The 25,794-nt window shown below is 63.9% G+C and carries 25 protein-coding genes, 1 other RNA gene and 2 pseudogenes; 16 read left to right on the top strand and 12 right to left on the bottom strand.

Features of this window, described 5'->3' with window-relative positions; genetic code table 11:
* Positions 1-22: 22 nt before the first annotated feature.
* From G6N54_RS10645 to hisN, 3 genes are all read right to left on the bottom strand, one after another.
* Positions 23-1,231, bottom strand: a complete 1,209-nt coding sequence (locus G6N54_RS10645) for an acyl-CoA dehydrogenase family protein (RefSeq protein ID WP_163790055.1) — start codon at positions 1,229-1,231, stop codon at positions 23-25.
* A 39-nt stretch (positions 1,232-1,270) separates the two neighbouring features.
* Positions 1,271-2,668, bottom strand: coding sequence for an acyl-CoA dehydrogenase family protein (locus tag G6N54_RS10640; protein ID WP_163790053.1), 1,398 nt, complete (start codon positions 2,666-2,668; stop codon positions 1,271-1,273).
* Positions 2,669-2,745: 77 nt separating this feature from the next.
* On the bottom strand, positions 2,746-3,528 hold the full coding sequence (hisN, locus tag G6N54_RS10635) for a histidinol-phosphatase (RefSeq protein ID WP_163790051.1): 783 nt from the start codon (positions 3,526-3,528) through the stop codon (positions 2,746-2,748).
* A gap of 64 nt (positions 3,529-3,592) precedes the next feature.
* On the opposite strand from hisN, the gene G6N54_RS10630 reads away from it, so the two are divergent.
* Positions 3,593-4,681 carry an SMP-30/gluconolactonase/LRE family protein gene (locus G6N54_RS10630; RefSeq protein ID WP_163790049.1) on the top strand — a complete coding sequence of 363 codons (1,089 nt, stop codon included), beginning with the start codon at positions 3,593-3,595 and terminating at the stop codon, positions 4,679-4,681.
* 32 nt (positions 4,682-4,713) lie between these two features.
* Here the strand turns inward: G6N54_RS10630 and G6N54_RS10625 are convergent, their stop codons facing one another.
* Complete coding sequence (locus G6N54_RS10625; RefSeq protein WP_163790047.1) at positions 4,714-5,142, bottom strand: pyridoxamine 5'-phosphate oxidase family protein; 429 nt, start codon at positions 5,140-5,142, stop codon at positions 4,714-4,716.
* A gap of 124 nt (positions 5,143-5,266) precedes the next feature.
* Here G6N54_RS10625 and G6N54_RS10620 point away from each other — a divergent pair.
* Positions 5,267-5,595, top strand: a pseudogene (locus G6N54_RS10620) (hypothetical protein).
* 82 nt (positions 5,596-5,677) lie between these two features.
* Entirely contained in the window at positions 5,678-5,881 is a 204-nt protein-coding gene (locus tag G6N54_RS10615) for a hypothetical protein (protein ID WP_163790045.1), read from the top strand.
* 32 nt (positions 5,882-5,913) lie between these two features.
* Here G6N54_RS10615 and G6N54_RS10610 read toward each other — a convergent pair whose 3' ends face one another.
* Positions 5,914-7,275, bottom strand: a complete 1,362-nt coding sequence (locus G6N54_RS10610) for an FAD-dependent oxidoreductase (RefSeq protein ID WP_163790043.1) — start codon at positions 7,273-7,275, stop codon at positions 5,914-5,916.
* A 183-nt stretch (positions 7,276-7,458) separates the two neighbouring features.
* On the opposite strand from G6N54_RS10610, the gene prfB reads away from it, so the two are divergent.
* The 11 genes from prfB (at position 7,459) to ssrA (ending at position 16,666) form a co-directional block, all read left to right on the top strand.
* Positions 7,459-8,565 (top strand): peptide chain release factor 2, encoded by a 1,107-nt coding sequence (gene prfB, locus G6N54_RS10605; protein ID WP_163790042.1) that lies wholly within the window; start codon positions 7,459-7,461, stop codon positions 8,563-8,565.
* Positions 8,555-9,523 carry a mechanosensitive ion channel family protein gene (locus G6N54_RS10600; protein WP_232073618.1) on the top strand — a complete coding sequence of 323 codons (969 nt, stop codon included), beginning with the start codon at positions 8,555-8,557 and terminating at the stop codon, positions 9,521-9,523. Before prfB ends, G6N54_RS10600 begins: the two co-directional genes overlap by 11 nt.
* Positions 9,520-10,002, top strand: coding sequence for a hypothetical protein (locus G6N54_RS10595; protein WP_163790040.1), 483 nt, complete (start codon positions 9,520-9,522; stop codon positions 10,000-10,002). Before G6N54_RS10600 ends, G6N54_RS10595 begins: the two co-directional genes overlap by 4 nt.
* Positions 10,003-10,046: 44 nt before the next feature.
* Positions 10,047-10,736 carry a cell division ATP-binding protein FtsE gene (gene ftsE, locus G6N54_RS10590; protein ID WP_163794650.1) on the top strand — a complete coding sequence of 230 codons (690 nt, stop codon included), beginning with the start codon at positions 10,047-10,049 and terminating at the stop codon, positions 10,734-10,736.
* Complete coding sequence (ftsX, locus tag G6N54_RS10585; protein WP_163790038.1) at positions 10,736-11,629, top strand: permease-like cell division protein FtsX; 894 nt, start codon at positions 10,736-10,738, stop codon at positions 11,627-11,629. The genes ftsE and ftsX overlap by 1 nt, the downstream gene beginning before the upstream one ends.
* A 2-nt stretch (positions 11,630-11,631) precedes the next feature.
* The gene (gene smpB / locus G6N54_RS10580) at positions 11,632-12,141 is read left to right on the top strand and encodes an SsrA-binding protein SmpB (RefSeq protein WP_163790036.1); all 510 of its coding nucleotides are present in this window, start codon (positions 11,632-11,634) and stop codon (positions 12,139-12,141) included.
* A gap of 92 nt (positions 12,142-12,233) precedes the next feature.
* Positions 12,234-12,983 carry an EamA family transporter gene (locus tag G6N54_RS10575; protein ID WP_232073758.1) on the top strand — a complete coding sequence of 250 codons (750 nt, stop codon included), beginning with the start codon at positions 12,234-12,236 and terminating at the stop codon, positions 12,981-12,983.
* A 53-nt stretch (positions 12,984-13,036) separates the two neighbouring features.
* Entirely contained in the window at positions 13,037-14,278 is a 1,242-nt protein-coding gene (locus G6N54_RS10570) for an ATP-binding protein (protein WP_163790033.1), read from the top strand.
* A 6-nt stretch (positions 14,279-14,284) separates the two neighbouring features.
* A complete protein-coding gene (locus G6N54_RS10565; protein ID WP_163790031.1) occupies positions 14,285-15,322 on the top strand; it encodes a tetratricopeptide repeat protein in 1,038 nt (345 codons plus the stop codon).
* Positions 15,323-15,340: 18 nt separating this feature from the next.
* Entirely contained in the window at positions 15,341-16,183 is an 843-nt protein-coding gene (locus tag G6N54_RS10560) for a maleylpyruvate isomerase family mycothiol-dependent enzyme (protein WP_163790029.1), read from the top strand.
* Between the two features lie 115 nt (positions 16,184-16,298).
* Positions 16,299-16,666: a transfer-messenger RNA gene (gene ssrA / locus G6N54_RS10555) on the top strand.
* 359 nt (positions 16,667-17,025) lie between these two features.
* Here the strand turns inward: ssrA and G6N54_RS10550 are convergent.
* A complete protein-coding gene (locus tag G6N54_RS10550) occupies positions 17,026-17,883 on the bottom strand; it encodes a mycofactocin-coupled SDR family oxidoreductase (RefSeq protein ID WP_163790027.1) in 858 nt (285 codons plus the stop codon).
* 152 nt (positions 17,884-18,035) lie between these two features.
* Here G6N54_RS10550 and G6N54_RS10545 point away from each other — a divergent pair.
* Positions 18,036-18,389 (top strand): annotated as a pseudogene (locus G6N54_RS10545) (SDR family NAD(P)-dependent oxidoreductase); the annotation flags it as partial.
* Positions 18,390-18,501: 112 nt separating this feature from the next.
* Here G6N54_RS10545 and G6N54_RS10540 read toward each other — a convergent pair.
* From G6N54_RS10540 to G6N54_RS10530, 3 genes are all read right to left on the bottom strand, one after another.
* The gene (locus G6N54_RS10540; RefSeq protein WP_232073616.1) at positions 18,502-19,653 is read right to left on the bottom strand and encodes a DUF427 domain-containing protein; all 1,152 of its coding nucleotides are present in this window, start codon (positions 19,651-19,653) and stop codon (positions 18,502-18,504) included.
* Between the two features lie 188 nt (positions 19,654-19,841).
* Positions 19,842-20,597 carry an SDR family oxidoreductase gene (locus G6N54_RS10535; protein WP_163790025.1) on the bottom strand — a complete coding sequence of 252 codons (756 nt, stop codon included), beginning with the start codon at positions 20,595-20,597 and terminating at the stop codon, positions 19,842-19,844.
* Between the two features lie 178 nt (positions 20,598-20,775).
* Positions 20,776-21,387 (bottom strand): TetR/AcrR family transcriptional regulator, encoded by a 612-nt coding sequence (locus G6N54_RS10530; protein ID WP_163790024.1) that lies wholly within the window; start codon positions 21,385-21,387, stop codon positions 20,776-20,778.
* 205 nt (positions 21,388-21,592) lie between these two features.
* Here G6N54_RS10530 and G6N54_RS10525 point away from each other — a divergent pair, with 205 nt between their 5' ends.
* Positions 21,593-22,402: an SDR family NAD(P)-dependent oxidoreductase gene (locus G6N54_RS10525; RefSeq protein WP_163790022.1), complete on the top strand. Its 810-nt coding sequence runs from the start codon at positions 21,593-21,595 to the stop codon at positions 22,400-22,402.
* A 3-nt stretch (positions 22,403-22,405) separates the two neighbouring features.
* On the opposite strand, the gene G6N54_RS10520 is transcribed toward G6N54_RS10525, so the two are convergent.
* The 3 genes from G6N54_RS10520 to G6N54_RS10510 are packed head-to-tail and all read right to left on the bottom strand — an operon-like array spanning position 22,406 to position 25,767.
* Positions 22,406-23,530: an acyl-CoA dehydrogenase family protein gene (locus tag G6N54_RS10520; protein WP_163790019.1), complete on the bottom strand. Its 1,125-nt coding sequence runs from the start codon at positions 23,528-23,530 to the stop codon at positions 22,406-22,408.
* Entirely contained in the window at positions 23,531-24,196 is a 666-nt protein-coding gene (locus tag G6N54_RS10515; RefSeq protein WP_163790017.1) for a nuclear transport factor 2 family protein, read from the bottom strand.
* Entirely contained in the window at positions 24,193-25,767 is a 1,575-nt protein-coding gene (locus G6N54_RS10510; RefSeq protein WP_232073614.1) for a class I adenylate-forming enzyme family protein, read from the bottom strand. The genes G6N54_RS10515 and G6N54_RS10510 overlap by 4 nt, the downstream gene beginning before the upstream one ends.
* Positions 25,768-25,794: the final 27 nt, after the last annotated feature.

Genomic DNA, 25,794 nt, shown 5'->3' with positions numbered 1-25,794 from the left:
CGCTCGGCGTCACGCCATGCGGCTACTTGAGTTCGGCGGACGACAGACCCAGCAGGCGGCGGGCGACCACCAGCTGCTGAATCTGCTGGGTGCCTTCGAAGATGTCCATAATCTTCGAATCGCGTGCCCATTTCTCCAACAGCGTTTGTTCCGAATAGCCTGCGGTGCCGGCCAATTCGACCGCTTTCAGGGTGATGTCCGTGCCCATCCGGCCGGCCTTGGCCTTGGCCATCGACGCTTCTTTGGAGTTGGGGATCTTGTTGTCGGCCTGCCAGGCCGCACGCAGTGTCAGCTGGTAGCTGGACTCCCAGTCGGCCTCCATGCGCAGGAATTCGGCCGCCGCGGCGGACTGGGCGTGCGCGGGACGGTCATAATCGATTTCCACTCCGGCATCGGTCAGGATCTTGCGCAGCTCCTCCAACGCGGCCCGGGCGATTCCGATGGCCATGCCGGCGACGACCGGCCTGGTGTTGTCGAAAGTCTCCATGACACCGGAAAACCCTTGGCCCGACTCGATTTCGGGATTACCCAGCAGGTTGTCCTTGGGTATCCGTGCGTTGTCGAAGCGGATCACCGCAGTGTCGGAGCCCTTGATGCCGAGCTTGTTCTCCAGTCGCTCGACGCTGACACCGGGGTGTTCGCGGGGCACGATGAACGACTTGATCGCCGCGCGACCTTGCGATTTGTCCAGCGTCGCCCAGACCACGATGTGCGTGGCCCGCGAACCCGCTGTGACGAAGATCTTTTCGCCGTTGATCACGTACTCGTCGCCGTCCAGCTTGGCCGTCGTAGACACCGCCGCCGAGTCGGATCCGAAGCTCGGTTCGGTGATCGCCATCGCGGCCCACACCCGGCCCAGCCGGCTCAGCTGCTCGTCGGTGGCCACCCCGCTGATCGCCGCGTTGCCCAGGCCCTGATACGGGATCGACAGCATCAACGCCGCGTCGCCCCAGCACGCCTCCAGCGTCTGCAGCACCGCCGCCATGTTGGCGCCGTTGCGGTTCTCTTCCTTGCTTTCGCTACCCCGGAAAGCTTCGGCCCCGGTCAGCCCCAGGGCGTTGGATTCGGCGGCCCCCGAGAACAGGCTCGCCAAGGTGTCCAACTCGACCGGGTAGGCGTGCTCCTTGAGGTCGTACTTACGGGCGATCGGTCGCATCATTTCCGCGCCGGCCTGGTGCGCCTTGTCGATCACCGCTTGCATCTTGCGGGGCAGTTCCAGATTGATTGCCATGATTGATCTTTCGCTTAGCAGTCCGAGTTAGATAACGACTCAAATAACCACAACGCCCTCGGCGACGCCGATGGCCCGCAGGTCGCGGTACCAGCGTTCGACGGGGTGTTCTTTCGTATAGCCGTGGCCGCCGAGCAATTGCACGCCGTCCAGGCCGATTTGCATGCCCTTGTCGGTGCCGAGTCGCTTGGCCAGCGCCGCTTCGCGGGCGAACGGCAGGCCCTGCTCGGCACGCGCCGCGCCGCGCCAGGTGATCAGCCGCAGCCCGTCGAGTTCGATCGCGATGTTGGCGCACATGAATGCCACGGCCTGGCGGCGGGCGACGGGCTCGCCGAATGCCTCGCGTTCCTTCACATACGGGATCACGTAGTCGAGAACCGCGTGCGAGGTGCCGACGGCCAGCGCCGCCCAGCCCAACCGGGACAGCGCGATCGCTTCGGAGTAATCCGCGTCGGTGGCCTCGTCCTCACCCAGCCGGGCATTCAACGGCATCGACACTCCGGAGAGTTCGAGCTGGCCCAGGGCGGCGGCACGAATCCCCATGCTCGGATCTGCTGTGACGGTAAGGCCTTTGGCGCCCGACTCGACGATGAACAGTGCCGGCTTGTCGTTCAGCTGCGCCCCGACGACGAACAACTCGGCGTCGGCCGCGGCCGGGACCAATGACTTCACGCCGTCGAGCCGGTATCCGCTCGGCGTGCGCACCGCGGTGGTCTTGAGCCGGGTGGGGTCAAACAGCGGCTGCGGTTCGGCGATGGCCACACAGGCCTGTGGGACATTCTCGCCGGCGAACTCCGGTAGATAGGTGGCCTGCTGGTCCGCGCTGCCCCAGTGGGTGAGTGCGGATGCCACGCCGCCGGGCGCCAGGATGGGCAGCGCCAAACCCATGTCCCCGTAGGCCAATGCCTCGGCCACCAGCACGTTGGTCACGCTCGAGCGGTGTGCGGCGATGCCCTCGAAGTCCTCGGGGATGTTGATCGCGGTGATGCCGAGTTCGGCGGCCTTGGTGATCAGGTCCGGCGGGTAGGTCGCCGACTCGTCGGCGTCGGGCGCCGCGGGCCGCAACACCTCTTCGGAGAATTCCTCGAGGGTCTCGACGATCATCTTCTGTTCGTCGTCGGGCCTCAGGTCGTAGTAGTCCTTGCCGCTGGACTTCAGCCGGGTGGGCCCGCTGCGCACATTCTGGACCCGCTTGAACTGCCGGGACGCCGCACCGGCAGTAGAGAAGATCGTCTTGGTGCCGTAGCGCAGGCTCCGGTTCAGGGGGTCGCGCAGATGGTATTTGTCCAGAAATTCCTGGCCGACGAGCGGGGTGAGTAGCGCCAGGGTGATGTCGATCCCGGTGCGTCGGTGCGGTTGCATCCCGACGCCGGTCTCGCGGCCATGTCGTTTGTTGCGGGGCCGGGAAGTGTTTGAGCCGGAAACATTATCCGTCATTTCAGCAGCCTCCGTAGTTGGGGCGATGCAGTCAGGACCCTATCTTACTCCGGAGTAAGATAAAGCGCGCCTGTTAGCTAGTTCACACCCAAAGTGCGCAGTACCGGCTCGTGAAGCAGGCCGTTTGTCGCCACGGCATCGCCGCGGTGGGGACCCGCGATGCCGTCCAGGCCGGTGAACGTTCCGCCCGCCTCGCGCACCAGGATGTCGAGCGGGGCCAGATCCCACACCGAGACTTCCGGTTCGGCCGCGATGTCGACGGCCCCCTCGGCAAGTAGGCAATACGAGAAGAAGTCGCCATACGCGCGCACCCGCCAGACGGCGTCAGTCAGCTCGATGAAGCGGTCCCGCAGGCCACGCTCCGCCCAACCCGACAGGCTGGAAAACGAGAGGCTCGCCGAATCCAGTTGCGCCACTGAAGAAACCGACACCGGACGCGCCGAAGCGCCCTCGACGGAAACAAATGCGCCGTGGCCATGCGACGCCCACCACCGCCGTTGCAGCGCTGGCGCGCTTACGACGCCGACCACGGGGACACCGTCGTCGAGCAGTGCGATCAAGCTGGCCCACACCGGAACTCCGCGCACGTAATTCTTGGTGCCGTCGATCGGGTCGATGATCCACTGCCGGCCGGTGAAGGTGGTGCTGCCGCCGAATTCCTCGCCGACGACGCTGTCGTCGGGCCGCTGGCGCCCCAGCACCTCACGCAGCTGCGCTTCGACCGCCCGGTCGGCGTCGGTGACCGGGGTCAGGTCGGGCTTGGTGTCGACGCACAGGTCCAGTGCGCCGAACCGGTCGCGGGTCAGTGTGTCCGCACGGTCGGCAAGCGTCATCGCCAACGCGAGATCGTCCTGACTCATGCCAGCAGTCCTACCAGGTGCTTGGAAATGCGATCAACACCGTTCACTACTGCTGGCAGCCCTAGTGTCGCCGATCGTCGAGGGCCAAGAGCTCACTGCACGCCAGAATTGCGGCCAGCCGACGTTTAACGCTGTAGTGGTCATGCGCTACGACCGCTCGCCCGGAATCAATACAGAATTGGATGTGGTCATGAGAGAGCGGATGCCATCAGCCTGGCTGTACCGCATGAGTATTGTCGCGGCCTTATCTGTTGGGGTAGGTGGTTGCGGTGGCCGTGGAGTTGAGCTTGCTAGCGGGCACCACGGTGCCGACCAAAGAGTCTTAGTTGATGGCATCGCGCTACCCGAGGGCCCCCTGGTTCTGGACAACAATGTCTACTTCGTGAGTGTCGCCGACAGCAAGTTCTTCCGCTGGGATGGAAAGACCCTTGCCACGCTGAACGCTGAACCAAACTGCGAGCACAACGGAGACGCCTTAACGCTCGACAGGACGTTCCTCCTGGCGTGCTCGGGCATGGCCCATCCGGGGATCATCGAGACCGATATGCAAGGCAACGAAATTCGGCGCTGGCATGGGCCAGAGTTCGAAGGTGGAGTAAATGACATCGTCGTTGCGAAGAATGGGGGCGTCTATGCGTCGATCTGCGGGCCCTTCGAAACACCACCAAAAGAGGTTGTGGGCAGAGTGATCTACCGGGCACCGGGTAGCGATAACTGGGTCACCGTTGCCGCAGACCTCAACTACGCGAACGGTGTTGGTTTGTCCCCGGATCAGCAGACGCTGTACGTCAGCGAAACGATTGGCAACAGCATCAAGAAGTTTCACATCGAGGCAGACGGCTCGCTCAGCCATCGGTCCAACTTCGCACTCCTCAACGTTCTTACGAAGAACAAGACAGATGGTTGGTGGACCGGGCCCGATAGTATCAAGGTCGACGCGGCGGGCAACATTTACGCAGCACAATTGTCCGGCGGCAGAATCCTGAAGATCTCGCCAGAAGGTCAGCTGTTACACGTCTTTGACATCGCAGCCGGCACCGGAACAACGAACCTCGCGTTCGATGCCGGCGAAAAGAACCTCGTCGTTTCGGTCGCGCCGGACGCAAACGACTTTGCGATCAAAGGCGCCATCGTCGAGGTGCCAAATCAGTAACGCAAGCATCGGCTGCTCGCGGGCTGAGCGCGTCAGGCAAAGCTTGCGTTCGGGTCGGGTTCCGGGCCGAAGGTGAAGTGACGCCCGGTGATATCGGTCGGGGTCACCCGGACGTAGTGCTTCTTGACGGTCGCGGTCCACGGCATCAGCTGGGCGCGGTCGGCTTCCTCGATCTCCGCTGCGGTCCGCAGTACCCGGGCGCGGCCCCTGACAATCACACTCCAGCCTTCCGCGACGTTGTGATCGTCGGCCTCGAACACCACAACGCTGTTCCCCACGGCGGAAAACAATTTGGTGCCCTCGGCAGTGCGAAACAGCACCGTTTTATCTTGCACCGCATAGTTCACCGGGAAGATCTCGGGCTCACCGGCGAAACTGGTTACCAGTCGGCCTAGGGCGACGCCACCCAACCTGCGCCAACTCTCGTCCTCCGGCAAAATGCTCGCGGGCTCATCCGTCATCGACCTCACCCTTCCTTGACACTTCGAAGCGGTTCGAGGTCGACGCTACGGCGAATCCGAGTGCAACAGTAGGGTCCTAGGTCAACTCAACCGAACGTTGCGCCGGTCGGCCTACCATGGCGGCGTGTGGGAATTCGGTCTGCTGCTTCTGCTCGTCGCGGTGCTGGGGGATTTCTTGCCCAGCGGTTCATCCCGCGGGGCCCCCGCGCTGACCCGCTCAGCGGCACATTGTTGGTGACAGGCGTGAGCCCGCGACCCGACGTCACCGGCCAGCAATACGTCACGATCACAGGTGTCATCAACGGGCCCACCGTCAACGAGTACCCCGTCTACTGCCGGATGGCGGTCGACGTCGACCAATGGCCGAGCATGGGCGAACTGCATCAGGTGGTGTACTCGTCGAAGAATCCCGATAACTGGAAGTTCGCCCCGCCCGAAGCCCCCGCGCTCTAATTGGTGAAATCGCTTGCGGTGCCCGGTCGCGGCCGGATGCCTTTGCTCTTGCATTGTGCTTCGGAGATGGCATTCTTTAGCCATGGCGGGCAAAGAAATCGACCCGATCCGGGCGAAAAGTGCACTTGCGGTGATACGCGAGCACCCGGTCCTGGTGCTCTTCGCGGTGTCACCCGCGCTCGCGGTGCTGGGCATCATCTGGTGGCTCGCCGGCGCCGGGTGGGCGATCGCCTCGGCCATCGTCCTGTTACTCGCCGGCGCGGGCCTGGTCGTCGTCAGGCGCTGAATCACGCTCAGCCCCAACGCTATTGCAACAGGTCAGCCGTGGCCGATGCGCAATAGTTCGATGAGGTTCGGCAGTTTGACCCGGGGACGCCCGTGCGGTTCTCCGGCCGCACGCTCATACGCATCGATCACGTCCCAGTGGGCCGAGGTGACCAGCTTCGGCTGGCGCGAGGCCAGCCAGTCGGCCACTGTGTCGGCATGGTCGTCCGGGAATTTGGACGGTTCGTCAGCGCCGCTTAGATCGTTGAGCAGGGTGTCGACGGTGTCCTGAGAGTCCTTCTTGTTGGTGCCGATGACTCCGGTGGGCCCCCGCTTGATCCACCCGACGACGTATTCGTTGCGGCTGCCCTCGATCCGGCCGTTGGTGTTGGGGATCGTCGCGGTCTGGTCGTCAAAGGGCAGCCCCGGGGTGGGCATGCCGCGGTAGCCGACCGAGCGCACCACCAGCTGAGCAGACAGCTCCTCGCGCTCCCCAGTGTCCTTGGCCGACACCCGCCCGCTTTGGTCGGCGACCAATTCGTTGCGGCCCAGCACAATTCCCTCGACCCGCTCGTCGCCCTTGATCTCGATCGGCGATGTCAGGAACCGGAACACCATCCGACGATGACCCGGGCGCGGCTCGCGGTTGGCGTAGTCGCGCAGCACCTTGATGTTCTGTTTGATGGTCTTGCCGGCGGCCTCCGCGTCCTCGTCGCTAATGCCCTCCAGTTGCGCGGGATCGACGATCACATCGACCCCTTCGAGGTCGGCGAGCTCGCGCAACTCCAGCGTGGTGAACGCGGCCTCCAAGGGTCCGCGCCGGCCGGCGATCACCACTTCTTCCACGCCGCATGGGCGCAGCGATTCCAGGGCGTGATCGGCGATATCGGTGGCTGCCAGCGCGTCGGGGGCGGTGACCAGAATGCGGGCGACGTCGAGTGCCACATTGCCGTTACCGATGACGACGGCGCGGGCACCCGACAGATCCGGGGTCGCGTTCTCGAAATGCGGGTGGGCGTTGTACCAGCCCACGAATTCGACGGCGGCCATGCTGCCGGCCAGATCTTCGCCGGGAATCTTCAACGAGCGATCCGATTGCGCCCCGATCGCATAGATCACGGCGTCGTAGCGCTCGCTGAGTTCAGCGGGAGTCACGTGCTCACCCACCGCCACGTTGCCAAAAAACCGGAAGCGTGGATCGCCGGCGATCTTTTCGAATTGCTTGCTGATCGACTTGATCTTGGGGTGATCGGGCGCGACGCCGGAGCGCACCAGGCCCCATGGCGTCGGCAACATCTCCAGCATGTCGACCGCGACGTCGATTTCATCGGAGGTGTCGGCGGCCTTCAGCAAAGATGCTGCGGCGAAGAATCCCGACGGTCCGGAGCCGACGATGGCGACATGAAATCGACGCATACCCAAGCCTTCTGTTCATGCCTTGCTGCGACGCAAGGGGCTGAGAATGGGCTGGGCGTCGCAGTCCCGGGCGCAGATGATGGTGATTCGATGCTAGACGGTATCCCCGGAAGGTGGTCGAAGTGCTGCGCGTCGTGACCTGAGCATTCGCCGCCGACCAGCGCGCCGGTAACGTGGTCGGCTGTGGAACCCGACCGTCAAGCCGATATCGCCGCCCTCGACTCCGCCCTGACCACGGTGGAGAGGGTGCTCGATGTCGACGGTCTGCGCAGCCGCATCGAGAAGCTGGAACATGAGGCATCCGATCCGAAACTGTGGGATGACCAAGCCAACGCGCAGCGGGTGACCAGCGAGTTGTCGCACACCCAGGGCGAGCTGCGCCGCATCGAGGGATTGCGGCAGCGCGTCGACGACCTGCCGGTGCTCTACGAACTGGCCGCCGAGGAGGGCGGCGCCGACGAGCTGGCCGAGGCGGACGCCGAGCTGAAGGCGCTGCGCGCCGACATCGAAGCCGCCGAGGTGCGCACGCTGCTGTCGGGCGAGTACGACGAGCGCGAGGCGCTGGTCACCATCCGCTCCGGCGCGGGCGGGGTGGACGCCGCGGACTGGGCCGAGATGTTGATGCGGATGTACATCCGGTGGGCCGAGCAACACAAGTACGGCGTCGAGGTGTTCGACACGTCCTACGCCGAAGAGGCCGGGATCAAAAGCGCCACCTTCGCCGTGCATGCACCGTTTGCCTACGGCACGTTGTCGGTGGAACAGGGCACCCATCGGCTGGTGCGGATCAGCCCGTTCGACAACCAAAGCCGCCGGCAGACGTCGTTCGCCGAAGTCGAGGTGCTGCCGGTGGTCGAGACCACCGATCACATCGATATTCCGGAAGGCGATTTGCGAGTTGACGTGTACCGATCCAGCGGTCCCGGCGGCCAATCGGTCAATACCACCGACTCCGCGGTTCGACTCACCCACATCCCGACCGGTATCGTCGTCACCTGTCAGAACGAGAAGTCGCAATTGCAGAACAAGGTTGCGGCGATGCGGGTTCTTCAAGCAAAGTTGTTGGAGCGCAAGCGTTTAGAAGAGCGCGCTGAGCTGGACGCGCTCAAAGGTGAGGGCGGCAGCTCCTGGGGCAATCAGATGCGTTCCTACGTGTTGCATCCGTATCAGATGGTCAAGGATCTGCGAACCGAGTACGAGGTTGGCAATCCGGCGGCCGTGTTGGACGGGGACATCGACGGGTTCCTGGAAGCGGGAATCCGGTGGCGCAACCGAAAAGATGACGACTAATACAACTTTTGTTGCTATGACGATGACTCAGCAGTGGCACGGCTTTTGGCACGGCCACACCGGTCGGTGGATCCTGGACCAGGGTCTGCACATCGTCATGTTGCTGATCGCCGCGGTGCTGGCGGTCCGCTTCGTGACCTGGGTAGCTCAGCAGGTCACCCGGCAGCTCGACGTCGGATTCACCGAAAGCGACGCCTTGGTGCGCTCGGAGGCGACCAAGCATCGCCAGGCCGTGGCGTCGGTGATCCAGTGGGTCTCGATCGTCCTGATCGCGATCTGGGCCGTCGTCCAGATTGCCGACGTGCTGAACTTTTCCGTCGGCGGCCTGGTGGCGCCGGCCACCGTCATCGGTGCGGCGCTGGGTTTCGGCGCTCAGCAGCTGGTCAAGGATCTGCTGTCCGGTTTTTTCATCATCGTCGAGAAGCAGTACGGCTTCGGTGACCTGGTCTCGTTGACGGTCGCCGGGATCAGCGCCGAGGCGCGCGGCACGGTCGAGAACGTGACGTTGCGGGTGACTCGGCTGCGTTCGTCGGATGGTGAGTTGTTCACCATCCCCAATGGCCAGATCGTGAAGACCGTCAACCTGTCCAAGGACTGGGCGCGGGCGGTGATCGACATTCCCGTCTCGACCAGCGCCGACCTGAACCGGGTCAACGAGGTCTTGCACGAGGTGTGCGACCAGGCGATGGACAACCCGTTGCTGGGTGAGTTGCTGTTGGATGCACCGACGCTGATGGGACTGGAAAGCATCGAAGTCGACACGGTCACGCTGCGCATGGTGGCCCGCACGCTGCCCGGCAAACAGTTCGAGGCGGGCCGGCAGTTGCGGGTGCTGGTCATGCGGGCGCTCGGTCGTGCCGGCATCGTCACCACCGCCGACGCGACGGTCAGCGTGGTTCAAGACGACGCGGGCGTGGCGCAGGCCACCGAGGCAGCGCAGGAGTCGGTGAAGCAGTGAAGCTGACTCTCAACGTCCTCGAGAAGCACCGCGACGAGGACCGCCGCTGGCCGCGTTATGTGTTCGGTGGCCGCATGCGCACCTCGACCGTGGTGCTGATCGTCGCGTTCTTCGGGGTCTGGTGGGTCTATAACGACAACCGCCCGGAGCCGCCCCCCAAACCGCCGCCTTCGCAGGTGGTACCGCCCGGCTTCGTGCCAGACCCGAACTACACCTGGGTGCCGCGCACCAGGGTGCAGCCGCCGGCGCCAACCAATACGTATGCTCCGACTCCGACGAGTACGGTGCCGCCGACTCCGACCACCACGGCGCCTCCTCCGCCGCCAACGACCACGACCACCTCACCGCCGCCGTTCCAGCTGCCCTGCCTGCTGCCGCCGCCCTTCTGTCCGCCCAGCTCGAGCCCCACTTCACCGCCCCCGCAGCAGCCGATGCCGGGGCCGGGGCCCTCGCCCACATCGGCGCCACCGGCGCGCTGATCTTCGCGGTTCAGCGAAATTCACCGCTACACTGGCGTGCCGTGATGATCACCCTTGACCGTGTCAGCAAGAAGTACAAGGCGTCGGCGCGTCCGGCGTTGGACGACGTCAACGTCAAAATCGACAAGGGTGAATTCGTCTTCCTGATCGGCCCGTCGGGGTCGGGCAAGTCGACGTTCATGCGACTTTTGCTGGCCGCGGAGACGCCGACAACCGGGGACGTGCGGGTGTCGAAGTTCCACGTCAACAAGCTGCCCGGCCGGCATGTGCCCAAGCTGCGTCAGGTGATTGGCTGCGTTTTCCAGGACTTTCGTCTGCTACAACAAAAGACGGTGTATGAAAACGTCGCCTTCGCGCTGGAAGTCATCGGCAAGCGCGCCGATCAGATCAACCGGGTGGTGCCCGACGTGCTCGAGACGGTCGGCCTATCCGGCAAGGCCAACCGGTTGCCGACCGAGCTGTCCGGTGGTGAGCAGCAGCGCGTGGCGATCGCGCGCGCGTTCGTCAACCGGCCGCTGGTGTTGCTGGCCGACGAGCCCACCGGAAACCTGGACCCCGACACCAGCAACGACATCATGGATCTGCTGGAGCGGATCAACCGCACCGGGACGACGGTGCTGATGGCGACGCATGACCACCACATCGTCGACTCGATGCGGCAGCGCGTCGTGGAGTTGTCGCTGGGCCGGCTGGTTCGCGACGAGCAGCGCGGCGTCTATGGGATGGACCGCTAGTGCGCTTTGGCTTCCTGCTCAACGAGGTCCTGACCGGTCTTCGTCGAAATGTGACGATGACGGTCGCGATGATCCTGACGACCGCGATTTCGGTCGGCCTGTTCGGTGGTGGTCTGCTGGTGGTTCGGTTGGCCGAACACTCCCGCGCCATCTACCTCGACCGCGTCGAGACGCAGGTGTTTCTCACCGAGGACGTCTCCGCCAACGACCCGGCGTGCAGCACCAATCCGTGTAAGGCGTTGCGAACGAAGATCGAGGGTCGCGATGACGTCGAATCGGTTCGCTTCCTTAATCGTCAGGACGCCTACGACGACGCGATCCGAAAGTTCCCGCAGTACAAGGACGTTGCGGGCAAGGATTCCTTCCCCGCGTCTTTCATCGTCAAGTTGAACAATCCCGAGCAGCACAAGGACTTTGACCTGGCAATGCAGGGCCAGCCCGGGGTGCTCTCGGTTCTCAACCAGAAAGACCTGATCGACCGGCTGTTCGCGGTCCTGGACGGTTTGAGCAATGTCGCGTTCGCCGTGGCATTGGTGCAGGCTGTCGGGGCGATTTTGTTAATTGCCAACATGGTTCAGGTTGCGGCCTATACGCGGCGCACCGAGATCGGGATCATGCGGCTGGTGGGGGCAAGTCGCTGGTACACCCAGCTGCCGTTCCTGGTGGAGGCGATGTTCGCGGCGGCCCTCGGTGTGGCGATCGCTGTTGGCGGCTTGCTCGTAGTGCGCGCATTGTTCCTGGACAACGCGTTAAATCAGTTCTACCAAGCCAATTTGATCGCTCGCGTTGACTATGCCGACATCCTTTACATCTCTCCGGTTCTGTTCCTGCTCGGCGTGTCGATGGCCGGCTTGACGGCCTACGCGACGTTGCGCCTCTACGTACGGCGTTAGCTGTGACCGCAAAGTCCAGTGGTGCCAAGGCGAGTGGTGGCAAGCCGGGCGGTAAGAAGATTGTGGCGTCCAATCGCAAGGCGCGGCACAACTACTCGATCCTGGAGTCGTTCGAGGCCGGAGTGGCTTTGGTCGGCACCGAGGTGAAGAGTCTGCGGCAAGGACAAGCCTCGCTGGCCGATGCGTTCGCAACGGTCGATGACGGCGAAGTGTGGTTGCGTAACTTGCACATTCCCGAGTACGAACACGGTAGCTGGACAAACCATGATCCTCGTCGTAATCGGAAGTTGTTGTTGCACAGGCGACAGATCGACACACTCATCGGAAAAATTCGCGATGGTAACCTCACGCTAGTGCCTCTGTCGCTCTACTTCTCCGAGGGCAAGGTCAAGGTTGAACTCGCGCTAGCGCGAGGCAAGCAAGCACATGACAAGCGCCAGGATATGGCGCGCCGTGACGCCCAGCGTGAAGTGCTACGGGAGCTGGGTCGCCGAGCAAAGGGTATGAACTGATCGGAGCCGCCGCCGCGCAGCTGTCCGCCGTCTCGTACGGGGTCAGCGATTTCTTCGGCGGCGTGGCAGCGCGACGGGTGGCGGCGCTGCGCGTGATGCTGGCCGCCTATCCTCTCGAGGCCGTGTTGCTGGGCCTGATCGCCTTCGCAGCGGGTGGCCCGATTCATTCCGGCGCGATTTTCTGGGGTTGCCTGTACGGCATCGGCCAGGCGTTCGGCATGTGGGCGTTCTACGCCGCCTTAGGCTCCGGGCCCATCTCGGTGGTCGCCCCGTTGGCGGGCGTGCTCAATGCCGCGGTACCGGTTGCGGTCGGGGTCGCGATGGGGGAGAGACCCGGCTCAGCGGCCTCGGTGGGTGTCGTGCTGGCGATCGTCGCGGTGATGCTGGTCAGCCGGGAGGCATCGGTCGAGGGCAAGTCGCAGTTCCGCTTCACCCCCAAGGTTGCCTGGCTCACGACGTTGGCCGGATCCGCGTTCGGCCTGGACTTGGTGTTCTTGCACCAGTCGCCGCACGACTCGAAGCTGTGGCCGCTGATGTTCGCGCGACTGTCGGCCACCGTGGTGATCACCGCGCTGGCCGCCTCGAGGCGTAACTTGCGGCTGACGCGCGGGAAGTCGATGAAGATGGCGCTGACAATTGCGCTGCTGGACATCTGCGCCCTGGTGACCCAACTGATCGCGCTGCAGTCGTGGCTGTTGTCGTTGGCCAGCATCATGATTTCGCTGTATCCGGCCGCCACCGTCGTCCTGGCGATGATGGTGTTGCGCGAGCGAGTGACTCGCTGGCAGGGAATCGGCATGGTGATGGCCATGGGTTCGGTGGCCATGATCGCCGCCAACTAACTTCGCTGGCGCGACCTACTATGGTCCGGGCGGGACTAGGTCGGGAGAAAACGTTGGGTGATGACCCGGTTATTCGGGAGCTGTCCGCTGCCGCGGAACGCAGCCCTGATGTGGTCGAGTTGCGGTTGCATCTCGCCGGCTTGCTGGCGGATCGGGGGCGTTACGCGGAGGCGCTGGGCCACTGCAGCGCGGCGCTGAGCCAAGATGCCGGCAACGCGAACGCGTTGAGCCTGGTGCAGCGCTGCAGCACGGCGCTTGCGGCGCCCGCGCAGCCGGCCGCCGAGGGAGCACCCGTGACCGGGGGATCGGCCGGTGATGCGCAGTTCGATTGGTCCAGTGCCGAGCGGCAAGTCGCCGACATCATCGAGCCCGCTTTCGTCGACGCGCCCGCCGAGGTCGTCAACGAGGGCGACTTCGACGTCCTGGAGCGCAGCGGCGTACGGCTCGACGATGTCGCGGGCATGATCGATGTCAAACGGCAGATCGAACTTTCGTTGCTCGGTCCGATCCGCAATCCCGAGCTGATGAAGGCGTACAAGGTTTCGGCGCGCGGTGGCCTGTTGCTCTACGGGCCGCCCGGTTGCGGCAAAACCTATATCGCCAAAGCAATTTCGGGTGAGCTCGGGGCGAATTTCTATCAGGTGGGCATCGCCGACGTGCTGCACCATTGGTTCGGCGAGAGCGAACGCAGCATCCGTTCGGTCTTCGACAGCGCCCGCCGCAACGCCCCCTGCGTGCTGTTCTTCGACGAACTGGATGCCTTGGGATACCGGCGTTCGGCGTTGAGCGGCAGCTCCGGGATGCGACCGGTCGTCAATACCTTGCTGGAGGAAATGGATTCGGCGACGTCGACCAACGACGGGGTGTACGTGCTCGGCGCCACCAATGCGCCCTGGGATGTCGATCCGGCGCTACGGCGGCCCGGCCGCTTTGACCGGATGATCTTCGTGGGACTTCCCGATACCGACGCCAGGACGGGGATTCTGCGCTCGCACCTGAAAGATCGGCCGGTCGCGGGTATCGACCTGAAATCGATCGCGAAGCGTACCGACGGGTTTTCGGGCGCCGATCTTGCGCATGTGTGCGACAGCGCAACGCAATTGGCGATGTCGGCGTCGATGCGCAGCGGGCAGGTTCGTCCGGTGACGATGGCCGATGTGGACGAAGCCGCGGCACAGATCCGTCCCAGCACCGGGCCGTGGTTCGAGGTCGCGCGCAACATCGTCGAATTCGGCAACAACGACGGAACCTACGACGATTTAGCAAAATACCTGCGGCGCAGGAAAATTCGGTAACTGTCGATGGCATCGGAGCCCGGTGTCGACCAAGCCGACCAAGCCATTCATATCGCCGAGGCGTACTTCGACACCGAGAATTACGAACGCGGTCGCGATATTCTGCGCCGTTCGCTGGCGCAAAACCCGGCTGATCCCGGCTTGCTGGCTCAACACGCGCGCGCCGAATATTTGCTCGAAAACTATGACGGTGCTTCGAGAAGCGCCTACGCCGCACTGGCGGCCGCGCCGCAACACGAGTTGGCGATGCGGATCTACGCGTTGTCGCTCGATGGTCTCGGTCGGCACGGTGACGCGCTGTGGATGGCTTGGCAGGGTGTGAAGACGCATCCGAATGAGCCTCTGCAACACCGGGTTTACGCACGTCTGCTGCAAAAGTCCCGCCAATTGAATTCGGCGCTGGTGGTCATCGACGAAGCGTTGCGGCTCGACCCCACCAGTCCCGACGCCCTCGTCCTGCGCGGCTCGATCCTGCATGACATGGGCCGCATCCGGGAATCGACCGACTCCTACCGGCAAGCGTTGGCGCTGGATGCAAACCATGCCGCGGCGCTGAACAACATGGCGGTCAATCGGTTGCAGCGGGGCAAGTTCGGCCACGCTCTGCGGGGGTTCCTCGGTGCCGCGGGCAGCGACCCGACGCTGGGTGATCTGGTCCGCCGGAATATCGGCGCGGTGCTAGCGAAGATGTTGCGGCGGTTGACCGTCGTCGCCACGGTTTTGGCGGTCCTGATCCAATTCGTCGGGTTCAATCACGGCGACGGTCATCCCACGGTGGTGCTGCGCGTGGCGACCGGAGTGGTCACGGCGGCGCTGGTCTTCATTCTGGGCCGGCTGCTGTACGCGATCCCGCGCACGGTTCTCGTGTCGGTCTTGCGGGAGCGGGCCTTTGTCGTTGCCCGTCTGGTCCATGCGTTGCTGGTAATCAGCCTCGGAGGGTGGGTTAGCGCATTCGGCGGATCGGCCTGGACGATCGCGGCGGCGGGCATCCTGACGATCGCCGGTCTGATTCTGGCGCGGGTGGGTCTAACGATCGGCCGCTAATCGGCCTAGCATCCGAGCATGGCCACACGTGTTGTCTCGATTCTCGACAAGTCCGACGTGCTGAACGGTCTATTCGGGGTGTGGGACTCCATCGATGCATTGCTTGCCGAGTTGCCCGAGGCGCAGTGGCGGGCGGCGACGCCGCTGCCGGGCTGGGACGTGCAGGGCGTGGTGTCGCACATCATCGGCACCGAATTATTTCTCGACGGCGTCGCCGCGCCCGAACCGGACATCGACGTCAAGGCACTTGACCATGTGCGCAACGACATCGGGGCGATGAACGAGTGCTGGGTCCGCCACCTCGGTACCCAATCCAGCAGCAGTGTCCTGGAACAATTCCGCGCGGTGACCGAGGGGCGTCGCAAGGTCCTGAAGGACATGTCCGTAGACGACTGGAACGCCGAGGGATTTACGCCAGCGGGTCCGGAGAGCTATGGACGATTCATGCGGATCCGGACCTTCGACTGCTGGATGCACGAGCAAGACATCCGCCTGGCGATTCAGCGCCCGTCGGACGCGGAGCTGGAAGGCGCCGCGTCGCGGCTGTCGCTGGACGAGGTCGCCGCCACCCTGGGCTTCGTCGTCGGCAAGCTGGCCAAGGCGCCCGAGGGTTCCCGCATCCAATTCGATCTGACCGGCCCGCTGGCGCGCAGCATCCGCGTCAGCGTCGACGGGCGCGCCCAGGTGGTGGCGGATTTCGGCGGGCTGGAGCCGACGGCGACCGTCCGGGTGGATGCCCTGCAGTTCACCCGGCTGGCCGGCGGGCGCCCGATGTGCCCGGCGCGCCCGCAGGACATCGAACTCGGTGGTGACAAGGAGGTCGCTGCCCGGATCGTCGAGCGGCTGAACTTCGTGATCTGACCGCAGCCTGGCGCGGGAACATAATCCCGTTGCCGCTGGTTGGTAGGGCCGTACAATGGAGTGTCCTGCCGAAAATCGGCGGCTGAGAAACACAAAGCGCGAGAACACAAGACAAGGGGCTGAACGGTTTCGACTTCGCGCATCGAATCAAGGGAAGCGTGCCGGTGCAGGCAAGAGACCACCGTAAGCGTCGTTGCAACCATATAAGCGCCGATTCTCATCAGCGCGACTACGCTCTCGCTGCCTAAGCGAAGCTAGTCTGTCGGACCGGGAACGCCCTCGACCCGGACCCCGGCATCAGCTAGAGGGACCCACCCACGGGTTCGGTCGCGGGGCCCGTGGGGACATCAAACAGCGACTGGGATCGTCATCCTGACTAGTTTGCGTGATCAGGAGATCCGAGTAGAGGCATAGCGAACTGCGCACGGAGAAGCCTTGAGGGAATGCCGTAGGACCCGGGTTCGATTCCCGGCAGCTCCACCGAGAAAGTGCTGGTCAGGACACCAAGTCCTGACCAGTTTTTCCATTTCATCAACACGCCATCAACATTTACCGATTATCCTGCGAAGGCATCGCTCCAAAGCGGCTCCCGCAAAGACGGGAGCGCCTGCGTCGAGGTTCCTCTACCGTCTAATGGGGAACTATTTCTCGGCCTCCTTCGAAGAGCTCGGATAAGCCACTAAGTTCAAGAAGCTGGTCGACAAGTCCGCGCCGACCAGAGCCGTGCAGGCGTTAGGCGGACCGGAGTTCTCAGCGATGACAGTCCATGAGTGGATTGAGCATCACATCGAGCACTTCACCGGGCTTCGTAACGGAATTTTTGGTCGCAGGTGGCAGCCCGGCTACATCCCCATCTTCAGGCCCGCACCCGCATCCACGAACAGTTGCTGGCCGGTGACGAATCGGGATTCGTCGGATGCCAAGTACACGACCGCGTGAGAGATGTCCTCGGGCTCCACCCACGGTGTCGGCATCGCCTGCAGGACCGGGAACACCAGTTCCGCGTCCTCGCGAGTCGGCTCGGCTAGATCGGGTCGAAACACTTTGTACATCGGCACGTTATGCAGCATGTCCGTGTTGACGTTGGTCGGATGCACTGCGTTGACACGAATGTCGTGTGGCGCCATCGTCAGGGCTAGCGCCTTGGTGTAATCCCGAATCATCTTCTTTGCCATGCCATAACCGGCTCCGCCGGGTCCCTGCGGCCCGCCACCCGTTGCGAGATCCTTCTGGTCGACGAGTCCGGCGATGGACCCGGTCGCGATGATCGAGCCGCCGGCGGTCAGGTGGTCGAGGCTCACGTGGATTGTGTTGACGACGCCCACGAAGTCGACATCGAAAGCATCGATGAATCCGCGGAATGGAATGTGGTTGCCCTGGGGGCAAATTCCAGCATTGGCGACCACAGCGTGCAAACCGCCGAGCTGCGCGACGGCGTCTTCGAGGGCGGCTTTCAGCGCGAAGCGGTCCCGCACGTCGACGGTGGCCGAAACCACCCGCTGTCCTGACTTCTCCACGAGATTGACCGTCTCGTCGAGGTCCTCGGGCGTTGCCAGTGGGTACTCGTTCGAATCGATATCGGCGCATATATCGATCGCGATGATGTCGGCGCCCTCATCCGCAAGGTGCACGGCGTGGCTGCGTCCTTGGCCTCGGGCGGCACCGGTGACGAGGGCGACCTTGCCCTTCAGTCGATTCATGTCATCCTCCAGACCGGCCAGCGAGGGGCATCCCCAGTCAACAGTGAATAGTAGAACACTAAGTGTTTATCTGTCACACGGCCTTCAGTGCCGGTCGGCCGTGCAAGCGAGCCGATAGTGCTCGATCGGCGCCAAGGAAAGGACGTCCAACGGTGCTGGCTCGCGACGCGGTGGCCCTCGACGGCAGAGTGGCTGTCGTGACTGGAGGTGGGGCAGGAATCGGGCGCGCGATCGCTGGATCGTTAGCCGGATTCGGCGCGCGAGTGGCGATTTGGGAGCGGAATCCTGACACGGCGGAGTCGGCGGCAGCCGAGGTTGGGTGCATCTGATGTGTCACTGATGTCCGCGATCAGGACCAGGTCGACGCCGCTATCGCTAGAACCTCGCACGAGTCGGGGACACCGACCATCCTGGTCAACAACGCGGACGGCATGTTCTGGTCGGGTCTGCTGGATACCTCCCCTAACGGTTGGGAGGCGTTGATACGGATAAACCTCGTCCAGGTGCAAGACGCCCACCAGCAAAGCTTCATCGCGCCGATCTGTGGCGACGGCATAGCGCTGTGCGAGCGTCTGAGTTCCGGACCGCCTGCGGCTTCGGTCATGTTCACGACAGTCATCACATGGCGGTTCGGCTGTCATGACCCATCGACGCCGGGTCACGGTCGAAGTTGCGCACCATGGCTTGCACGACATAAGAGGCCGCCAGTCTGCCGCCGCGGTCGAAGACCCGCCCCTCGCCCTGTACCAGTCCCCGCCCAGACCAGAACGCCCGGTTCGAGTAAAGCAACCAGTCGGTGACGTCGACCTCGTCGTGAAAGGCGATGTCTAGCTTTATGATTCCAGTGGACAGGTCGCGGTGGGCGCGCGCTTCCCCGAAGCCGTGATGAGGAAGCATGCCTGCAGCGATCGTCCAGTGCGTCGTCGACTGCGCGAGCAGGGCGGCATGCAGGTAGCTCTGTTGCGGAGCGTCGCGGAAGCGCACCCAGGCATCGATACGAGGAGCCGCCACCCGGTCGGGATTCGGATCGTAGGCGCCGTCTACCACACGAATCTCCCTGCCCGTCATGCCGAAGCCGGCGAACGGCAGTGCTTGGTCGGGGCCGACTACATCGGGCATCTTCTCGACGTCTCGCATGACATCGGCTGCGCCGGAGTCGGCGAGCAGCAGTCCCGCGCTGCGCAATGTGCCGGTCTGACTGATCCGAACCTCGGCCGTCGAAAGGGTTCTTCCCCTCCGCAACACATCTACCTCGATATCCACCGGAGCCGTAAAGGGCGCTGATCTCAAAAAGCTCAATGAGGCCGACGTGACACGCTGGCCCGTCAGCGTTTTCGAGACCGCGACGATTGCTTCCGCGGCGAACTGGCCGCCTTCGACGACGTCGCGGTGGGTGGGTCCGTGCGCGGGTCCGACGAATTGCCGCTCGGCCGCGGGCTCCACGTCGATCAGCCGGACGAGCTCGGCGGCGTCTCCCCAGAGTGGAAAGGACGTGGGTACCGAAGTGCCGTCGGGCCAGGTTTCCACGACGACGACCCGCAGAGTGTTGGAGTAGAACGAAGCGTGGCCGGCGAGGGCTGCGACCTCGGGAAGCGGGGAGCGATACGTCCAGACCATGTCATCGGTCGCGGGTTCTGCGGCGGTGAGGTTCCAGTAGGACGCAACACCCTTGAACGGACAGATCGTCGTGCGCTCCGAGGGCGTGAACAGTTCCCACCGCACGGACTGCTCGGGGAAGTAGAGGCGATCGACGTGGTCGGTTTCATTCACAATCAGGCAATCGTCACTCTCCGCCAGGAGTATGTCGTCCGCCCACACCTGACCTTTGAAAAGGCAAGGATTGAAAGGCAAGGATTGATACGTATCCGGTAGTCAGGGTGGGTCGGCCAAGCCGACTCGACCTCAGTCGTCATTGCGTGCCTCCCACGCGAACTCGGATCTGAACAGCGGCGAAACGTTCATGAGGTCATCGGTGCTGCAGGCGATTTGAGCGTCAGATGTTCTAGTCCGACATTCGGATTGTCGAGCGCGCTGGCGAAGATCCCCGCCAACGTGTCCGCGACCGACTCCGGCGTCATGTGTGTCGCTGGAACGAGTCCACGCGAGATCCATTCGCCGGCAACGACTCCGAGAAGATCGGGATCGAAGTCCGAAATGAAGTCAGTGGGAACGGTCGCGCCGACCTCCACGCAACTGAAGCGGTACCCCGGATGTTCTAGCCGCCAGGCGACCAGGCTCCGCTCCATCGCAGCCTTACTGGCGGAGTACGCGCCGAGGGCACGGTGTGGGTGGCGCACGGAATCCGACGACAGCACGGCGACGACCGCCGACGGCGTGAGCAGTTTCAAGTGGGCTTGGATGACCTGGTGGACGCCGATGACGTTAGTTGTCAGCACTTTCATCCAGTCCTCGGCATCGACCTCGGAAAAGGCTTTGAGCGGCGCGTAACCCGCGCAGATCAACAGCAGATCCACCTCACCCAGGGTGTCAGCCGCCAGCTGTCCGATGCGGGCGCAGTCCTCGGTGAGGCGGATATCAGCCGATACCGATTTCGCCGCGACCGCCTCGGCAAGGACCTCGGCGGGGAGCTCGCGGCGGGCGGCGACGACCAGTCGGGCACCGTCCATGACCGCCCTAATGGCGAAAGCGCGGCCGATGCCGGCGGAGCCGCCCACAACGACGATCCGTTTGCCCGTCAATGATCGGTCCGTCATCACACGGCCCGTGGCGATTGCCGCACCAACATCGGCCGTTGCCGCTCTTCGCGCCAGATCTCCGCCATGGGTTTTTGTGTCCTCCGACCTGCCCGCGCGGACCGCGCCACGACCTCGCAGAGCACAGTAATACAAGTGCTGTTCAATTGGACAGCACGGGTCGATGGGTTCGTACAGGTCAGCGGAGACCGTTGACGGCGAACTTCTCCACGTACTTTCGCACGGTCTCGGGCTTGGACATGTCGAACGTCTGCGCTTCGTTGACCGTCGAGAACGAGTAGATGATCCGTGCCAGCCACTCGCTCGCGGCGGTGACGTCGATGCCGGAGCCGACCTCGCCTTTCTTTTGTGCGTCCCGGACATACGGCACCAGGAACTGGGTCGAGCGCCGGACAGCTGAGTCGCCATCGGAGATCATGTGGCGCATCAGCTCCGCATCGTCGGCCATCAGACGGTTGCGGGTGCGGTGGTCGAGCAGGATCGTCGCGTGCGTTTCTGCCATCGCACCAAGTTTCTCGGCCAAGGTCGACTTTTTGGCCATCGCGGCAGCGACCAGCTCGTAGAACTTCTGCGCGCCAAATTCGATCGCGGCGTCGATCAGAATGTTGCGATCCTCGAAGTAGCGGTACACGGTGCCGCGGGAAACGTTGGCCATCCGCGCTACGTCTTGAACGCTGGTGCGTTGAATGCCCAGCTGCGTGAAGCACTGGTTGGCCGCCTCCAGGATCTGATCGCGCCGATCGAACTCGTCCTGTTCCTCGACGTCGGCCGCCGCGCGTGAGGTTGCCATAACGCTCCTTGCCTGATGGGAGGGCCCTTACGGCGACCTCGCCAAGGTAATCATGCTACGCGACATCACCTGTTCAGGCTGCTGATGAGCCTCGGCGCGGCACAACGTCGAGGTCGCGCCTGGCGGCGTCGTAGTATGCATCGATACATATCTTGTTTAGTTGTTTATATTGGGGCGTGCCGACTGCGGCGCGGAGGAGCTGAGCGTGGAACTCGGGGTCAGGGACCGCAACTTCGTGCTGGTGGGCGGGACCACTGGTATGGGCTTCGGTGCCGCACACCAACTCGCCGCCGAGGGCGCGAATGTCGCGCTGTTGGCTCGTGACGAACAGCGCGCGGTCGATCGCGCAAAGCTACTCGGTGATATGTATGGTGTCCGGACCGTCGGTATCGTCGTGGACGCCGCCGCACCCGGAAACGGAGTCGAGCGGGCGATCGACCGGGCCGCAAACGAACTGGGGCCGCTTCGGGGACTGGCAGTGACCGCCGGCCCGATGAACCAGCAGGGACCGTTCCTGGAACACGGTGACGAGTCGTGGGATCGGTACTACCAGATAATCCTGATGGCGACGGTCCGGTCGTGTCGGGCGGTCATTCCCCATCTGCAACGTAACGGCGGGGGCACGATCGTGACTACCGCGGCGTACTCGGTGCGTGCACCCAAGATCCTCATCCCGCCGTACAACGCACTCAAGGCGGCCGTGCTCACGATGTCGAAGATATTGGCCAAAACTCACGGGCCGGAGGGCATTCGGGTCAATGTGATGTGCCCGGGGCTGTTTGACACCGAGACCAACGATCACATCCGGGAAAGAAGGGCCGCACAGTACGGCGTACCTCTCGAAGAGGCGATCTATACCCACCTTTCGAGCAATCCGGACTGGAACATGCGGGTAGCGCTCGGGCGCGGCGGGCTCCCGCACGAGGCGGGTGAACTCGTGGCGTTCCTGCTCAGCGACCGCGCCGCGTACTTGACGGGCGCGGTGATCAACATCGACGGCGGAACGGACTTCTAGCGGCTACAAGCCGGCACAGTCCGCCAACAGACGACGATGGTGGTCCGCGTCGCCGAGCAGCATGGCCGAGGACTGCGCCCGCTTGAAGTACAGGTGGGCCGGGTGCTCCCAGGTGAATCCGATACCGCCGTGTAGCTGGATGTTCGCTGCGGCGGCTCGTGCGTACACCTCGGTGCAGTGTGCCTTGGCCAAGGCCGCAGCGCCGGGAAGAGCGTCGAGAAGCCTATCAGCGGCATGAGCGGCGTATTGCGCTGCACCCCGGGCGCATTCGACTGCCAGCATCAGGTCAGCACAGGCGTGGCGGATCGCTTGGAATGACCCGATTGGCCGCCCGAACTGATGGCGTACCTTGGCGTAGCCGACAGCCTGATCGAGGCATCGTTGCGCACCTCCGACTTGCTCGGAAGCCAACGCGGCAGAGGCGTGCGAGAGTGCCAAGGCCAGGGTGGCGCTATCAGCGCCCAGTTGGGTGGCCGGCGCGCCGACCATGTCGATGACGGCTTGGCGACGAGTCGGATCCAGCGTCGACTGCGGGCGCCGGTCGAGTGCGGCCACGTCGTCGACACAGAACACACCTACACTGGTGCCCGTGCGTGCCACAACCAGGATGAGATCGGCCAGAATGCCATCTGGCACATAGTGTTTGGTGCCGTGCAGCGTCCAGCCGCCGTCCACGTGCTCGGCCCGTGTTTCGATGCCGTCGAGATTCCACCGGCCATTGCGTTCGGTGAGGGCGACGGTGGCGATGGTATCCCCATTGGCGATGCCGGGCAGATACCGCGTCTTGGCATCCTCATCAGCGCAGAGCACGAGCACGCTCGCCGCCAACACCGAGGATGCGAAATAGGGACCGGGCAGCAGTGCAGCCCCCATTTCCTCGAGGACCAATGCCATTTCGGTGTATCCGAAGCCCTCACCGCCGTATGCCTCGGGAATCACCAGGCCTTGCAGATTCAGCTGTTCGGCCATGGCTCGCCACACCGCAGTGTCGTAACCGTCGTGGGATTGCATCGCCCGCCGCACTTCCGGCTCCGGCGAATAGTGCTCGAGGAAAGCGCGCACCGCCGACCGGAAGTCACGCTGTTCATCTGTCAGCGCGAATGCCACGGGGTCCGACCCTTCGGCCATTTAGCCATTCCTCGGATCGTCAGCGGCGCGCCCCGTCGGATTGATCTGCGGCACAGGGCCGTCGCGGCGCAGGGTGCGGATCCACTCGCCGGCGGGCGCGGGGGCGCGTACCGGCGCATCGAATCGTCCCGGGTCGGCGGCGCGGAACTCCTGCCAGCTCGGGAATGCATCGTGGAAGCCGCCCTCGTGTGCTGCGGTGTTGGGCCACCTCATTTTTCGTGGGCCGACGGGAGGATCGGCGAGATCACTTTCGTACCAGAACAGTGGCGTGCGTCGCACGAAGTACCATCTGCCGTCGCGGCGTTCATACGAGTCGAGATAGGCGAGCAGTTCGATAACCCACACCGACGCCGTCTCGAGGTCGTTGCGCGAGTACATCAGACCGCTGGCATGGTCGGCGTCGTGAAGGTCGATCACGTGGCCCAATACGCCGTGTGCGCTTCCCAGCAGGTCGTGGCGTAGTTCCGTGTCGTACCACTGGCGCAACGCCGCCCGACCCCGACGCCTACCCGGAACGCCGACGTCATCCACGAAGAGGTTGACGAGCGAATCGAGGTCACGCATGTCCAGGGCGATCGCGTATTTGGCGGCGAGTTGCCGGATTTCGTCGAGCGCCTCGAGTCGATCGACGCGAGCCGCTAGGTCGGCGAGTGCACTGTCGGTCATGCCAGGGCAGCTTCGCTGATCAATACCGCCAGACGGCGCTTGTCGATCTTGTCCGTCGTCGTGTAGGGCAGGGTTTCCGCGTCCGGCAAAATCACCCACTTCTTGGGCACCTTGTACGCGGCCAGCCGCGCCCGGCACGCCACGATCAGATCCTCCGCGGTGGCGCGGTGGCCGTCGTTGAGCACGACCGCCGCACTCACGATCGCACCCCGCTCCGGATCGGGCACGCCGACCACGTAGGCCACCCGGACTTCGGGAAGCCGGCGCAGCTCGGCTTCGACCTCCATGGGGGCCACATTCGTGCCCGACGTCTTGATCATTTCGTCGGTCCGTCCGGCGAAATACAGATGTCCGTCATCGTCTCGGTAACCGGAATCTTTGGTGTGCAACCAGCCGTCGCGGTCCACGATCTCGTGCCATTGCTTGCCGATCATGCCGCGCAGCAATGCCGGGCCGCGCACGCAGATCTCGCCCGTCACCCCGTTGGGGACCTCGACACCATGCTCGTCGATCACCTTGTGTTCGTAGCCCGGCGCCGAAACCCCGAGCGAGCCGCGCTTGGCTTCGGGAACCTCTTCGTGCGGTGGCCACCAGGTGTGACTGCTACAGGTCTCCGTCATACCGAGCTGGGCAACCCGCAACGAAGGGTCGGAGGTGCGCCGGTCGGGAGCGAGCAGCGCCTGTTGGTATCCCTCGCGCAGCCGGGACAGATCGGTGGTTGCGAAGTCGGGGTGATTGACGAGAGCGGGGCCCACGTGCGGGAATCCGGTGGTGTAGGTGGCCCGTTCCTGTTCCAGGAGCCGCAGGACGTGGCCGGCGTCGAACTTGTGCTCGGTCAGTACCGTAGCGCCCAGCTGGAGCGGGCCGAGGAAGCCGAAGATCAGCCCGGCCACCCAGAAGAACACCATCGGCACGTAGATCCGGTCTTCGCCGCTCCAGCCATGCTGTGTAGCAATGAATCTCGAGTGTGTGATCGCGGTGCCGTGGGTGTGGACGATGCCTTTGGGGTGTGACGTGCTGCCCGAGGTGTAGATCACCAACAGGTCATCGGAGGGCCGGACGGTTCGTTCACATGCCGCCAAGAAGTCGGGCGCGACGGGCTCTGGCCATCCGCAAGGCCACCCACTCGTCTCGACCAGCGGGAGCACGTTACGTAGTTGAGGAAGTGCGCGAGAGCGCAGTGGCACCTCGAATCCTTCGGCGGCCGTTGCCAGGCGGGCCAACATATCCTTGCCGAGGACCGATTCGACCGAGAGGACGGTGTGCACGTCGGCATCGCGAAGGACCCAGCGCAACTCCGCGGGTTGAAGAAAGGTGTTGAGCGGCACCGCGACTGCGCCGATTCTGGTGACGGCGAGAAACGCCACGACGAACTCAGGGCCGTTAGGGGCCAGGATCCCCACGCGGACGCCTTTGGTCACGCCGGCGTTGATCAGTCGTGCCGCCATGGTCGCGGAGTCAATGTAGGCCTGCGCGTAGGTGATTCGTTCGACTGATCCGCCTTCGAGGCATGTGACGACCAGATCGGATGAGCCGTGTTCGGTGACGACGGAGGCCAGCATGGTAGGCATGGCGGGCTGGTAGGGGAGCGGAGAATA

Origin of the sequence: Mycobacterium stomatepiae (assembly GCF_010731715.1) — a bacterium.
Taxonomy (GTDB): domain Bacteria; phylum Actinomycetota; class Actinomycetes; order Mycobacteriales; family Mycobacteriaceae; genus Mycobacterium; species Mycobacterium stomatepiae.
The sequence above is the reverse complement of the archived record's forward strand: the minus strand, read 5'-3'. Positions and strand labels throughout refer to the sequence as shown.